Raw genomic sequence first — 12,942 nt, 5'->3', positions numbered from 1 at the left:
ACCCGCCCGCGCGGCGATGTTTCACCGGCGTGACTGTTCAAGGTGCAACGACCGAGCCCGCCGCCGCCGACCCCCGCGAGGTGGACGCGGTGGTGATCGGCGCGGGCCAGGCCGGCCTGTCCGCCGCCTACCACCTGCACCGTCGCGGCCTCGCCCCGTACACCGGCTTCGTGGTGCTGGACGCGGACGACGCCCCGGGCGGCGCCTGGGCGCACCGCTCGCCGTCGCTGACGATGGCCACCGTGCACGGCTTCCACGACCTGCCGGACTTCGAGCTGCCCGCCACCGACCCGGCCACCCCGGCCCGGGTCGCCGTGCCGGGCTACTTCGCCGCGTACGAGGCGCAGCACGCCCTGCCGGTGGTGCGCCCGGTGAAGGTCCTGGCGGTGCGCGACCGGCCGGACGGGCGGCTGCTGGTGGAGACCGACTCCGGCAGCTGGGTCACCCGGGCGCTGCTGAACGCGACCGGCACCTGGACGCGGCCGTTCCTGCCGCGCTACCCGGGCCGGTTCGCGGGCCGTCAGTTGCACTACGCGGACTACCGGGGCCCGGCGGAGTTCGCCGGGCTGCGGGTGGTGGTGGTCGGTGGCGGGGCGTCGGCGATCCAGGTGCTGTCCGAGTTGGGTGAGGTCGCCGAGACAGTGTGGGTGACGCGTACCCCGCCGGTGGTCCACGAGGGGCCGTTCACACCGGAGTTCGGCCGCGAGGTGGTGGCCAAGGTGGCGGAGCGGGTCGCGGCGGGCCTGCCGGTGCGCAGCGTGGTCTCGGTGACCGGTCTCGGCCCGAGCGTCGCGTACCGCCGGGCCGAGGCGCTGGGTGTGCTGAACCGCCGCCCGATGTTCGACCGTCTCACCGAGCACGGGGTGGCCTGGGGCGAGCAGGAGTTGGCGGTGGACGTGATCATCTGGGCGACGGGTTTCCGCGCCGAGCTGACCCACCTGGCGCCGCTCGCCCTGCGCGGCCCGGGCGGCGGCATCCGGATGACCGGCACCCGCGTCACCGACGACCCGCGCATCCACCTGCTCGGCTACGGCCCTTCGGCGTCCACGGTCGGCGCCAACCGGGCGGGCCGCGCAGCGGTGAACGAGGTCGTCCGCCTGCTGCGCGGAAGCGACCGGCCGGCCGCCGAACCCGCCGCTGTGTAACGGGAGTTACCGCGCAGCGGGAGCTACCGCGTAGCGGGAGTTACCGTCTGACGGCAGTTACCGGTCGTAGTCCACGGTGACCTGGTCGGAGACCGGCCGGGCCTGGCAGGTGAGGATGTAGCCGGCGGCCAGTTCGGACTCCTCCAGCGCGAAGTTGCGGCGCATCTCGACCTTGCCCTCGCAGAGCAGGGCGCGGCAGGTGCCGCAGACGCCGCCCTTGCAGGCGAACGGCAGGTCGGGGCGGGCGCGTTGGGCGCCGTCCAGGATGGCGCGGTCGCGCGGCAGGGCGAGTGTGCTGGAGCGGCCGTCGAGGACGAGGGTGACCTCGCTGGCGTCGGCGTCGGGCGCGGGTTCCAGGTGTCGTTCCTCGGCCCGTTCGTCCTCGGCGTGGAACAGTTCCTGGTGCACCCGCCCGGCGGGGACGCCGAGTTCGGCCAGAAGCTGCTTGGCGTCCGTCACCAGCCCGAACGGCCCGCACAGCCACCAGTGGTCGACCTCGGGGACGTCCACCAGCGCCTCCAGTAGCGCCTTCACCCGGTCCGCGTCGAGCCGGCCGCTGAGCAGTTCGGCGTCCCGGCTCTCCCGGGACAGCACGTGGACGAGCTGGAAGCGGTCGAGGTAGCGGTCCTTCAGGTCGGCGAGCTCGTCGGCGAACATCACCGTGTCGCTGCGCCGGTTGCCGTACAGCAGGGTGACCCGCGAGTCGGGGTGGCCGGCCAGCACGGAGCCCGCGATGGACACCATCGGGGTGATGCCGGAGCCCGCGGCGATCAGCACGTGCTCGCCGGGTTCGGCCGGGTCGGCGGTGAACGTCCCACTGGGGCGCAGGACTTCGACCATCTCGCCGATCGCGGCCTGGTCGACCAGCCAGTGCGAGAACAGCCCGCCGGGCACCTCGCGGACGGCGATCCGCAGTGGCCCGCCGACGGGCGAGCACAGCGAGTAGGAGCGGCGTTCGTCCACCCCGTCGACGATCCGGCGCAGCGTGAGCGTCTGCCCGGGCCGGAACGTGAACTCCTCGGCGAGCGCGGGCGGTACGTCGAAGGTCACCGCGACGGCGTCCTCGCAGAGCCGTTCCAGGTTGCCGATCGGCAGCATGTGGAACTGCGGGCGGCGGGCGGCCATCAGATCTCCTTGATCCGGTCGAAGGGTTCGCGGCAACTGCGGCACCGCCACAGGGACTTGCAGGCGGTGGAGCCGAACCGGGAGAGTTCCTCGGTGTCGGTGGAGCCGCACTGCGGGCAGTGCACGGCCAGCCGGGTCGGGCCGAGTGTCAGCGAGGCCACCACGGGCCGCGCCCCGAGGACCGGCGGGGCGATGCCCGACTCGGCCAGCTTCCGGCGGCCCTCCTCGCTGATCCGGTCGCTGGACCACGGCGGGTCGATCCGCAGCCGCACCTCAACCTGCTCGAAGCCGGCCGCGCGCAGCCGCCGGGCCACGTCGCCGGCCATCTCGGCGACCGCGGGGCAGCCGGAGTAGGTGGGTGTGAGCCAGGCGGTGATCGTCCCGTCGTGCTCCTCGACGTCGGCGAGGATGCCGAGGTCTTCCAGGGTGAGCATGGGCAGTTCGGGGTCGGGCACCGCGGCCGCGACCTCCCTGGCCCGTTCGACGGTGGTCACCATGTCGCCCCCGGGTGCGCTCTGGCCACCACCTGGAGCTCGGCCAGCAGCGGGCCGAGCGCCTCGGTGTGCACGCCGTGCCGCCCGGCCCGGCCGTTCACGTACGCCCGCGGCGCGGCCTCCGGGACGCTCAGTGTGGCCTCCCCCAACACCGCTGCCAGGCTTGCCAGTACGGGTTCGCGCAGCTCGAACGGGTCGACGCCGAGCCGCAGTTCGACCTCGTGCGGGGTGAACAGCTCGTCCAGCCAGGGCCACAGCGCGTCCAGCGCGGCCTGCATCCGCTCCCGCGAGTACGCGGTGCCGTCGCCGAGCCGCAGCACCCAGGACTGCGCGTACTCCCGGTGGTACGCCAACTCCTTGACGCCGAGGGCCGCGACGGCGGCCAGCACCGGGTCGGCGTGCCCGGCCAGGCGGCGGTACAGCTCCTCGCGGGCGGTGGCGAACATCAGCAGCCGGGCCACGCACTGCGCGAAGTCGCCGTTCTCCAGCTCCACGAGGCGGACGTTGCGGTACTCGAAGTCCTCGCGCCAGTAGGCGAGTTCGTCCTCACCGCGGCCGGTGCCGTCCAGCTGCCCGGCCCGGGTGAGCAGTCGGCGGGCCTGTCCGAGCAGGTCGAGGCCGAGGTTGGCGAGCGCCACCTCCTCCTCCAACTCCGGTGCCCGGGTGATCCATTGGATCAGCCGCTGGGACAGCACCAGCGCGTCGTCGCCCAGCATCAGGCAGTACGCCGCGAGGTCCGCCGGGTCGATGCCCGGCGGCGGCGCGGCGTCCACGCCCAGCAGCGGATCGGCGAACCCCGTGCCGTAGGCCCAGCGGGCCTCGCCGTCCGGCTCCCCGGCGGCGTCGGCCAGTGAGAGGTACACGTGGTCGTCGGTCATGTCGCCTTCCCTGCCCAGTAGTTGACGGTGGATCAGCTCCGCGTCAGATGTGCGGAACGTCCTCGGGGATCGGATAGAACGTCGGGTGCCGGTACACCTTGTCGCCGCTCGGCGCGAAGAACGGGTCCTGCTCGTCCGGGCTGGACGCGGTGATCGCGTCCGAGCGGACCACCCACAGGCTCACCCCCTCGTTGCGCCGGGTGTACAGGTCCCGCGCCGCCAGCAGCGCCATCCTGTCGTCGGCCGCGTGCAGCGACCCCACATGGACGTGGTTCAGTCCGCGCCGGGGCCGTACGAACACCTCGTACAGCGGCCAGGACGATCGCTCCCCGCTCATTCCGAACTCCCCTTCCTCTGCCCGCGCTTGGCCGCGTACGCCGACGCCGCCTCACGCACCCAGGCGCCGTCCTCGTGGGCGGCGCGCCGCCGGTCGATCCGCTGCGCGTTGCACGGGCCCTGGCCCTTGATCACCTGCATCAGCTCCGACCAGTCCGGCTCGCCGAAGTCCCAGCTGCGGCGCTCCTCGTTCCAGGCGAGCGCCGGGTCCGGCAGTGTGACGCCGAGGTGCTCGGCCTGCGGGACGGTCATGTCGACGAAGCGCTGGCGCAGCTCGTCGTTGCTGTGCCGCTTGATCCGCCATGCCATCGACCGCTCGCTGTTCGGCGAGGCCCCGTCCGGCGGGCCGAACATCATCAGCGACGGCCACCACCATCGGTCCACCGCGTCCTGCACCATCCGCTGCTGCGCCTCGGTGCCGGCCATCAGCGTCATCAGCAACTCGTAGCCCTGCCGCTGGTGGAAGGACTCCTCCTTGCAGATCCGCACCATCGCCCGCGCGTACGGCCCGTAACTGCACCGGCACAGCGGGACCTGGTTGCAGATCGCCGCGCCGTCCACCAGCCAGCCGATCACGCCGACGTCCGCGAACGTCAGCGTCGGGTAGTTGAAGATCGACGAGTACTTCTGCCGCCCGTCGATCAGCTTCTCGGTCAGCTCGGCCCGGTCCACGCCCAGGGTCTCCGCCGCCGCGTACAGGTACAGCCCGTGCCCGGCCTCGTCCTGCGCCTTCGCCAACAGGATCGCCTTGCGCCTGAGCGACGGCGCCCGGGTCAGCCAGTTGCCCTCCGGCTGCATCCCGATGATCTCCGAGTGGGCATGCTGCGCAATCTGCCGCACCAGGGTCGCCCGGTACGCCTCGGGCATCCAGTCCCGGGGCTCCACGCGCTGTTCGTTGGCGATCACCGCCTCGAACCGCGACTGCGCTTCCGCGCTCGCCTCCACCACCCACCTCCCGACTGACCGTTCGGTCGGTTCCATTCTGTACGCATGGGGGACCTCGTGACAAGCATGGAGGGAAAGGGCAGCGGGTGCGCATACCGGGAGAGCGCAGGCGGGTGCGAATCCGGGGGCGCTGGGGGTACCCCCTACGCCCCCGGATGCCTGCCCGCCAGCTCGCGCGAGCCTGATTTCGCGCCCTCGAGCGGCAGCCGGACCGTGAACACCGAGCCCGCCCCCGGCGTGCTGGCCACCTGGACGCCGCCGTCGTGGAGCTCGGCGATCTTGCGGACGATGGCGAGGCCGAGCCCGCTGCCCCCGCTGCGCCGACTGCGTGACCTCTCGGCGCGCCAGAAGCGTTCGAAGACCAGCGGCAGGTCCGCTTCGGCGATGCCGCTACCCGTGTCGGCGACCTCGATCAGCACGGCGTCGCTCTCGGCCCGGACCCGCAGGGTGACGGTGCCGCCCGCGGGGGTGTACCGGACGGCGTTGGAGACCAGGTTCCCCACGGCCTGCCGCAGCCGCACCGGGTCGGCAAAGACCTCCGAGGCATCGGCGGCCGGTTCGACGGCCAGCGTCACCCCGGACGCCTGTGCCTGCGCGCCGTGCGCGTTGGCGACCTGCGTCAACAGTTCGTCGACGTCGACGGGTTCGCGGAACAGGGTCAGTTCGCCCGCGTCGGCGGCGGCGAGGTCCCGCAGGTCGTCGATGAGGTGCTGGAGCAGCATGGCCTCTTCGAGCAGGGAGCCGGTGAGGGCCCGGTCGGCGGTGGCGACGCCGTCCTCGACGGCCTCCAGCCAGCCGCGGATGTTGCTCAGCGGGGTGCGGAGTTCGTGCGCGATGTCGCCGACCATGGCCTTGCGCAGTTCCTCCAGTTGTCCGCGCCGCTCCGCCATGGCGTTGAAGGCGGCGGCGAGTCCGGAGATCTCGTTGCGGCCGGTGACCCGTACCCGCGCCGAGAGGTCTCCGTCGGCCATCCGCCGGGCCGCGTGGGTGAGTGCGTGCAGCGGCCTGGAGAGCCGCAGTCCGACCGTCACCGTGACGGCCACGGTCACCACCAGCACCACGGCGGAGACCTCGGTGACCCGTCCGGGATGGGCGGCGGTCAGGACGGGTGCGGGACCGGCGGTGTCGGCCGGGGTGCCGACGAACAGCAGCATGGGCGGCGCCACGTACTGGACGAGCTGCTGCCGGCGGGCGTTGGTGAGGCACGCCGAGGTCGGCTGGTCCGGGCGGGCGTTGCTGACCGGGGCGCCGTCCGGCCCCAGCGACAGGGTGACGGGTCCGAGCTGCTGGCGGGCCAGGCAGGCGTTGGCGAGGGCGGTGAGGTCGGCGAGGGCCGCCATGTCGGTGCGGGTGGGGGCGCTGGCCACCATGGGCGTCGCGCAGCGCCGGCCGAGGACGGAGCCGTTGGCGGTGCGCAGTTGCGGCCGCCCGGCGAGGTCGTCGGTGACGGTCGCGTCGACGCCGAGCACCGTGCGCATGCAGTCGGCCTGCTGCTCGAGTTCGTTGCGCAGCGCCTGGTACTCCCCCGGGGTCAGCCGGAACGGGCCGACCGCGCGTGCGTCGATCCGGTCGCCGGGGGCGTCGGGCAGCATGGCGAGGTCGACGGAGAGCGGGTCGACGATGGTGGTGGGCGTGCGGGGCAGGGCGGCGGGGTCGGGGGCCGGGGCCGCGGAGTCGATGACCGGTTCGAAGCGCGGGGTCGCGAGGACGATGCGCTGCCCGGTGGCGGCGGCGAGTTGCCGCACGGTGTCCTGGGCGTCGTTCCAGTCGGGGTGGGTCGCGGCGTAGCCGAGCAGTTGCCGGTAGATCCGGGTGTGGTCGGCGATGGCCTGGGTCTGTTCCTGTTTGATCGCGCCGGTGGTGGTGCGGGCGGCCAGCCAGGCCGTGGCGGCGATGGAGCAGAGCGACACCAGCGCGGAGAGGGCGAGCAGTCGGGCGGTCAGGCTGCGGCGCAGCGGGGTGTCACGGGGCAACGCGCGGCACCTCCGCGAGCTTGTAGCCGATGCCGTACACCGTCAGCAGGACGGTGGGGCGCTGCGGGTGCGGTTCGATCTTGCGGCGCAGGTTCATCACGTGGGTGTCGACGGTGCGGGCGGTGGTGTACCGGTCGATGCCGTGCAGGTGTTGCAGCAGTTGGGCCCGGGTGAAGACCCGGCCCGGCTGGGCGGCCAGTACCTCCAGCAGCCGGAACTCGCCGGGCGTGCAGTTGACGGGCTGTCCGTGGGCGGTGACTTCGTGGCGCAGCGGGTCGACGGTCAGGGTTCCGGCGCTCAGCGCGCCCGGTGGCGTCGCGGTGTCCCGGGGCGGGGCGGCGGGGGCGCGGCGGCGCAGCAGGGCGCGGACCCGGGCGACGAGTTCCCGGGGGCTGTAGGGCTTGGTGAGGTAGTCGTCGGCGCCGAGGCCGAGGCCGAGCAGCAGGTCGTCCTCGGCGGTGCGGGCGGTGAGCATCAGCACCGGCAGGTCGGACTCGGCTCGCAGGGCCCGGCAGACGTCGAGGCCGTCCAGCACGGGCATCATGACGTCCAGGACCAGGAGTTGGGCCGGTCCGAGGCGGGCTTCGCGCAGGGCGGCGCGGCCGTCGTGGACGACGACGACCTGGTGCCCTTCGCGTTCCAGGTACAGGCGGACGAGGTCGGCCTGTTTGGGATCGTCCTCGGCGACGACGACGTGTGCGCACATGCCGATGATCGTAGAACGCCTGCTCGGGGGGCCGATCTGACGTCACGTCACGGCCCACTGCTTCCCCACCGGTTCCTGACAACTTCCTGACACGGACCGGCCAGTGTGGCGGAGTCCGCCGGGGCGAGCCCCGGTACCGCTCCGAAAGGCCTCCGCGTGAAGTCCTCCCTCCGCCCGTCGCTCCTCGCCACCCGGCTGCTCGGCGTGGCCCTGGCCCTGTCCGCGGTCGCCGCGGCCGCACCTGCCGAGGGTGTGGCCGCCGCGGCCGCCCCGACCGTCTCGGAGCGGGACGTGATGCCGCACCTGAGCGCCCTGCAGCAGATCGCCGACCGCAACGGCGGCAAGCGCGCGCACGGCACCCGGGGGTACGCGGAGTCGGTGTCGTACGTGCGGAACGCGCTGGACCGGGCGGGGTTCCGCACCGAGCTCCGCCGCTTCGACCACGACGGCAGGGCCGGCTACAACCTGATCGCCGACTGGCCGGGCGGCGACCCGAACCACGTGCTGCTCACCGGCGCCCACCTGGACAGCGTCCCGGTGGGCCCGGGCATCAACGACAACGGCTCCGGTTCGGCGACCGTGCTGACCACCGCCCTCCAGGTCGCCAAGGCCCGGCTCAAGCCCGCCCTGCACCTGCGGTTCGCCTGGTGGGGGGCGGAGGAGGCCGGACTGGTCGGCTCCGCCGACTACGTCAACGGCCTGTCCGCCGACGACCGCAAGGCGATCGACCTCTACCTCAACTTCGACCAGACGGGCAGCCGGAACACCCAGCAGTGGCTCGTGGTGCAGGACGGTCCGCAGGCCGACGAGGCGGCCGGGCAGGCCTTCGCCTCCTGGTTCGCCGACCGCGGGCACGCCACCTTCGACATCGGCATCGGCGGGTCGGACAACGAGTCGTTCGGCAACGCCGGCATCCCGTCCTCCGGCTTCAGCACCGGCATCTCGGACTGCATCCACCAGGCGTGCGACACCCTCGCCAACGTCGATCCGGCCACCGAGACCACCAGCACCAACGCCCTGATCGGCGTGCTCTGGCAGCTCGCCGCCACCCGTCCCTGACCGACGCGACACCCCAGGAAGCCCATATGCGCACTCGACGGACCGCCACCGCCCTCGCGATCGCCACCGCCCTCGGCGTCGCCGTGACCGCCCTGCCCGCCTCGGCGGCGACCGGCGGCATCGACCCGTACTTCCCCGACGACGGCAACTCCGGCTACGACGTCGGGCATTACGACGTCCGGATCGCCTACGACCCGGCCCGCACGGACCACCTGGACGGCGACACGACCGTCACCGCCCGGGCGACTCGCACGCTGGACCGCCTCAGCCTCGACCTGAAGGGCTTCACGGTCGCCTCGGTCAGCGTGAACGGCGCACCGGCGCGGTCGTTCTCGCGCTCCGGCGAGCACAAGCTGAACATCGTCCCGGCCCGGCCGCTCGCCGGGGGCGCCACCTTCACCGTCCGGGTGAAGTACGCGGGCACGCCCGACGCCGAGGGCTGGCACACGCTGGCCGACGGCGGCGCGAACGTCACGGGCGAACCGCACTCCGCAACCTCCTGGTACCCGTCCAACGACCACCCGTCCGACAAGGCCACCTTCGCCCTCACCGCGACCGTCCCCGACGGCTGGACCGCCATCGGCAACGGCCGGCCCGGGCCGACCACCACCGCCAACGGCACCACGACCTTCCGCTGGAACGAGGACCGCCCGATGGCGACGTACCTCAGCACCGTCGCCATCGACCGCTTCACCGTCCACCGCGCCCAACTGCCCGACGGCACACCGATCATCACGGCCTACAGCCCGGACGTCACGATCGACCCGGCCGCGGAGGCCGAACAGCAGGACATCCTGGCCTTCCTGGCCTCGAAGTTCGGCCCCTACCCGTTCTCCTCCGCGGGCGCGATCGTGGTCGGCATGCCCACGAATCCGCGCCCCGGCCCGCTGGATCTGGAGACGCAGAGCCGGCCGACCTACAGCGGGGCCATCTTCGACTCGTCGGTCGTCCACGAGAACGCCCACCAGTGGTTCGGCGACAGCGTCTCGTTCACCGACTGGCGCGACGGCTGCATCGCCGAGTGCTTCGCCCAGTACGCCAACCAGCTGTGGGAGGAGCACAAGGGCGGCAACCTCGACACCGGCTTCTACGCCGCCATGCTCGCCGACAACAAGGACAACCCCTCCTTCTGGTCCACCAGGCTCTACGACCCCGGCGCGGGCAAGGAACTCGCCGCCGCCCTGTACTTCAAGGGCTCCCTGATGCTGCACGCCCTGCGCCGCACGGTCGGCGACGACGCCTTCTTCACCACCCTGCGCCGCTGGACCACCGACCACGCCTACGGCAACGCCTCGTTCCCGCAGTTCGAGGTCCTGGCCGCACAGGTGTCCGGCCAGGACCTCAAGGGCTTCTTCGACGCCTGGGCCCACGGAACGACGCTCCCCGCCAAGCAGTACCTCTACCCAGGCACCCTGGCCACGCTGCCCCAGTAACGAAATCCGGGAAGAGCACCGAGCACCACCAGGGGCGCCGGGGGTACCTCCAGCGCCCCTGATCGGTCACCCACCAGCTCGCGCAGCTCTCCCCGCGCCCCCGGTCTCACCGCAGCCGAGGCAACGGCACAGCCAACAGCGCCGCCAACAGAGCGATCCGCGACCCCAGTTGGTCGATCCGCAGGTGCTCGTGCCGCGCGTGCGGCCCGGCCCCCACCGCGCCGAGGCCGTCCAGGGTCGGAAGACCCCTCGCGCCGGCGAGATTCGTGTCCCCCGCCCCGCCCGCGGGCGCCCCGTCGAGGTGCTGGCCGAGCGCCGCGGCGAGTGAGCGGACGTGCCGCAGCAGCGGATTCGCGGTGCGCTCGGGCCAGGTGGGCCGGGAGGACAGCACCTCGGTGCGGACGTTCGCGCCGGGCCGGTTCGCGGTCAGGTGGGCGAGCGTGTCGAGGGTGCGGCGCTGGGCTTCGGTGGTGTCGAACCGCAGCCCGATCTCGGCCTGGGCGCGGCCGGCGACGACGTTGGCGCGGGTGCCGCCGTCGATGCGTCCGGTGTTGAGTTCGGTGCCGGGCTGTCGGCCCAGGCCGCGGACGGTGATCAGTTGGTCGACCAGTTCGTCGATCGCGGAGAGGCCCTCGGCGGCGTCGTTGCCGGCGTGTGCCTCGCGTCCGGTGACGGTGAGCCGGACCCGGGTGGAGCCGCGGCGGGCGGTCTTCAGGCGGCCGTCGGGGTGGCCGGGTTCGAGGCCGAGGACGGCGGCGGCGCCGCGCAGGTGCCGTTCGACGAGGCGGCGGCCGTCGGGGCTGCCGATCTCCTCGTCGGAGACCACGATCATCCGCACGGGTCGGTGCGGGCGTTGGCCGAGGTCGGCGAGGAGCGCGAACGCGCCTTCGAGGAGGGCGAGTCCGCCCTTCATGTCGAGGATGCCGGGGCCGGTGAGGCGCCCGTCCTGTTCCGCGACGGGCCAGTCGGTGAGGGTGCCGACGGGCCAGACGGTGTCGTGGTGGCCGACCACCAGCAGGTGCGGGAGTTCTTCGTGCCGGCCGGGCCAGTCGAGTACCAGGTGGTCTCCGTGGGCGCAGTTCTCGCGGGTGGCGGTGGCGCCGGTGGCGGCGTAGCCGGTGGCGAGTTCTTCGGCGAGGGTGTTCAGCCGGGGCGCGTCGCCGGACGGGGTTTCGATCCGGGCGAGGTCCGCGCAGCGCTTGCGGACGGCGGCGGTGAGGGTGCGGGCCCTGCTGGTCAGGGTGTGGGGCAGGCCCGGTAGTGCGGCGGTGGCCAACGTTGGTGCCGCTACGGGCAGTTCGTCGGCCGTGGGGGTGGCGGGATGTGGCTCGGGGGCCACGGTATGGCGGCTCACCGTTCACCCCCGGTGGGGCGCGGGGCACTGGGAGGTATGGCCGGGACGGGCGTCGCGGGAATCTGTTGCGGCTTCGGGCTGGACCGTTTCGGGCTGGGTCGTGGTGTCCGATTCGACCTGGGACTGGGCAGCACTGCGTCCTCCTCGCTCGGTCCGCGACCCCGGCTCGGCCCGGGGTCCGGGGACGTCGGTCTCTGTTCCTCGGCACGGACGGGCGCCTCGGCAGGGACCGGGAAGCGAGCCTAGAAGATTCGATCAGCTCCCGGCGAGGTGCCCACCGTCCGCGCACTCGTCGCTCCACCCGTCGTCAAGGCCGTGGAACGGCCGCAGAACCCGGGCCTGGCACGGCGAGCGGGACGCGGTTTCCGAGCGCGTCCGTCTCCCACCTTGGACCCGCGGGGGCGAATCGGCAGCGCGAATCGCCCACGATCGAGCGAACCCCCGTCCGAGGGTGACACCGGATCCGTCTCCAGGAAATCGGTTCGCCGGGCGGCCCGCCGAGCAGCCAGAATCGGTGACGTTCACCCGCCCCCGCGAGGAGTCGCCATGTTGTCCCCCGTCCCGCCGCCCGCCCTCGACAGCCTTCACGGTCTGGCGCTGGGCGATGCCTTCGGTGATCGCTGGTTCCACCCGCCGGTGGACGAGGCGTCGGCGGAGGTCGCGGGCCGGCTGACCAGGCCCGGGCCGTGGCACTGGACGGACGACACGGCGATGGCGCTCGTCCTGGTGCGCCACCTGCGCGACCGCGGCGAGGTCGAACCGGCCGCGCTGGCAAGGGAGTTCGCGCGGGAGTACATGGCGGTGCCGCACCGCAAGTACGGGCCGTCGATGCACCAGGTGCTGCGCGCGGTGCACGCGGGCGAGGACCATCTCGCGGTCACCGGCGCGCTGTTCGGCGGGCAGGGCTCGCACGGGAACGGCGCGGCGATGCGGGTGGCGCCGCTCGGCGCGTGGTTCGCGGACGACTTGGCGGTGGTCGCCGCGCAGGCCGAACGTTCCGCCCGGGCCACCCACGCGCACCCGGAGGCGGTGGCGGGCGCGCAGGCGGTCGCACTGGCCGCGGCGCTGGCGGTCCGCTCGCGCGGCGGTGCGGCGGCTCCCCGGGCCGACTTCCTTCAGGAGGTGGCGGCGCTGCTGCCGGAGTCCGAGGTGCGGTCCGGCCTGCGGATCGCCGCCCGCCTCCCGGCGGAGACCAGCATCCGGCATGCCGCGGTGGTGCTGGGCTCCGGCCACCTGGTCTCGGCGCAGGACACCGTCCCGTTCGCGCTCTGGTCCGCCGCCGGTCACCCGGACGATCTGGTCGAGACCCTCTGGCACACCGTCGCGGGCTGGGGAGACATGGACACCACCTGCGCCGTCGCCGCCGGCGTGGTCGGCGCCCGCACCGGCCTGGCCGGCGTCCCGGCCGCCTGGTCGGCCGCGCAGGAGCCCCTGCCGCCGCTCTGACCCGCACCACGCGAATGCCCCGCTGAGCAACCAGCTCGCCGGGGCACC

The 12,942-nt window shown here is 73.2% G+C and carries 12 protein-coding genes; 4 read left to right on the top strand and 8 right to left on the bottom strand.

The window, feature by feature from the left end:
* Nucleotides 1-29 precede the first annotated feature (29 nt).
* Nucleotides 30-1,145 carry an NAD(P)-binding domain-containing protein gene (locus tag ACIHEI_RS11755; protein WP_396606471.1) on the top strand — a complete coding sequence of 372 codons (1,116 nt, stop codon included), beginning with the start codon at nt 30-32 and terminating at the stop codon, nt 1,143-1,145.
* A 57-nt stretch (nt 1,146-1,202) separates the two neighbouring features.
* On the opposite strand, the gene paaE is transcribed toward ACIHEI_RS11755, so the two are convergent.
* The 7 genes from paaE to ACIHEI_RS11720 all read right to left on the bottom strand — a co-directional run bounded on the left by paaE (nt 1,203) and on the right by ACIHEI_RS11720 (nt 7,602).
* A complete protein-coding gene (gene paaE / locus ACIHEI_RS11750) occupies nt 1,203-2,270 on the bottom strand; it encodes a 1,2-phenylacetyl-CoA epoxidase subunit PaaE (RefSeq protein ID WP_387634998.1) in 1,068 nt (355 codons plus the stop codon).
* Entirely contained in the window at nt 2,270-2,767 is a 498-nt protein-coding gene (paaD, locus tag ACIHEI_RS11745; RefSeq protein ID WP_396606470.1) for a 1,2-phenylacetyl-CoA epoxidase subunit PaaD, read from the bottom strand. The genes paaE and paaD overlap by 1 nt, the downstream gene beginning before the upstream one ends.
* The gene (gene paaC / locus ACIHEI_RS11740; RefSeq protein ID WP_396606469.1) at nt 2,761-3,642 is read right to left on the bottom strand and encodes a 1,2-phenylacetyl-CoA epoxidase subunit PaaC; all 882 of its coding nucleotides are present in this window, start codon (nt 3,640-3,642) and stop codon (nt 2,761-2,763) included. Before paaC ends, paaD begins: the two co-directional genes overlap by 7 nt.
* 43 nt (nt 3,643-3,685) lie before the next feature.
* Nucleotides 3,686-3,979, bottom strand: a complete 294-nt coding sequence (gene paaB, locus ACIHEI_RS11735) for a 1,2-phenylacetyl-CoA epoxidase subunit PaaB (RefSeq protein WP_392944654.1) — start codon at nt 3,977-3,979, stop codon at nt 3,686-3,688.
* Entirely contained in the window at nt 3,976-4,959 is a 984-nt protein-coding gene (gene paaA / locus ACIHEI_RS11730; protein ID WP_387635009.1) for a 1,2-phenylacetyl-CoA epoxidase subunit PaaA, read from the bottom strand. Before paaA ends, paaB begins: the two co-directional genes overlap by 4 nt.
* Nucleotides 4,960-5,066: 107 nt before the next feature.
* A complete protein-coding gene (locus ACIHEI_RS11725) occupies nt 5,067-6,896 on the bottom strand; it encodes a sensor histidine kinase (RefSeq protein ID WP_396606468.1) in 1,830 nt (609 codons plus the stop codon).
* The gene (locus tag ACIHEI_RS11720) at nt 6,886-7,602 is read right to left on the bottom strand and encodes a response regulator transcription factor (protein WP_396606467.1); all 717 of its coding nucleotides are present in this window, start codon (nt 7,600-7,602) and stop codon (nt 6,886-6,888) included. The genes ACIHEI_RS11725 and ACIHEI_RS11720 overlap by 11 nt, the downstream gene beginning before the upstream one ends.
* 156 nt (nt 7,603-7,758) lie before the next feature.
* Here ACIHEI_RS11720 and ACIHEI_RS11715 point away from each other — a divergent pair, with 156 nt between their 5' ends.
* Entirely contained in the window at nt 7,759-8,661 is a 903-nt protein-coding gene (locus tag ACIHEI_RS11715; RefSeq protein ID WP_396606466.1) for a M28 family peptidase, read from the top strand.
* 26 nt (nt 8,662-8,687) lie between these two features.
* On the top strand, nt 8,688-10,094 hold the full coding sequence (locus ACIHEI_RS11710; protein WP_396606465.1) for a M1 family metallopeptidase: 1,407 nt from the start codon (nt 8,688-8,690) through the stop codon (nt 10,092-10,094).
* A 106-nt stretch (nt 10,095-10,200) separates the two neighbouring features.
* Here ACIHEI_RS11710 and ACIHEI_RS11705 read toward each other — a convergent pair whose 3' ends face one another.
* Nucleotides 10,201-11,448, bottom strand: coding sequence for a M20 family metallopeptidase (locus ACIHEI_RS11705; RefSeq protein WP_392944665.1), 1,248 nt, complete (start codon nt 11,446-11,448; stop codon nt 10,201-10,203).
* Nucleotides 11,449-11,994: 546 nt separating this feature from the next.
* Between ACIHEI_RS11705 and ACIHEI_RS11700 the strand changes: the two genes are divergently transcribed.
* Nucleotides 11,995-12,894 carry an ADP-ribosylglycohydrolase family protein gene (locus ACIHEI_RS11700; protein ID WP_396606464.1) on the top strand — a complete coding sequence of 300 codons (900 nt, stop codon included), beginning with the start codon at nt 11,995-11,997 and terminating at the stop codon, nt 12,892-12,894.
* Nucleotides 12,895-12,942 lie beyond the last annotated feature (48 nt).

The sequence above is a fragment of the Kitasatospora sp. NPDC051984 genome (genome assembly GCF_044593455.1).
Lineage (GTDB): Bacteria > Actinomycetota > Actinomycetes > Streptomycetales > Streptomycetaceae > Kitasatospora.
Note: the sequence above shows the minus strand (reverse complement) of the source record. Positions and strands in the feature narration are given on the sequence as shown.

Bases quoted from the DNA above. Each gene is read 5' to 3' on its own strand.
- ACIHEI_RS11700 (WP_396606464.1), top strand. From the start codon at position 11,995: ATGTTGTCCCCCGTCCCGCCGCCCGCCCTCGACAGCCTTCACGGTCTG.
- paaC (WP_396606469.1), bottom strand. From the start codon at position 3,642: ATGACCGACGACCACGTGTACCTCTCACTGGCCGACGCCGCCGGGGAG.
- paaE (WP_387634998.1), bottom strand. From the start codon at position 2,270: ATGGCCGCCCGCCGCCCGCAGTTCCACATGCTGCCGATCGGCAACCTG.
- ACIHEI_RS11720 (WP_396606467.1), bottom strand. From the start codon at position 7,602: ATGTGCGCACACGTCGTCGTCGCCGAGGACGATCCCAAACAGGCCGAC.
- ACIHEI_RS11710 (WP_396606465.1), top strand. From the start codon at position 8,688: ATGCGCACTCGACGGACCGCCACCGCCCTCGCGATCGCCACCGCCCTC.
- paaD (WP_396606470.1), bottom strand. From the start codon at position 2,767: ATGGTGACCACCGTCGAACGGGCCAGGGAGGTCGCGGCCGCGGTGCCC.
- paaA (WP_387635009.1), bottom strand. From the start codon at position 4,959: ATGGAACCGACCGAACGGTCAGTCGGGAGGTGGGTGGTGGAGGCGAGC.
- paaB (WP_392944654.1), bottom strand. From the start codon at position 3,979: ATGAGCGGGGAGCGATCGTCCTGGCCGCTGTACGAGGTGTTCGTACGG.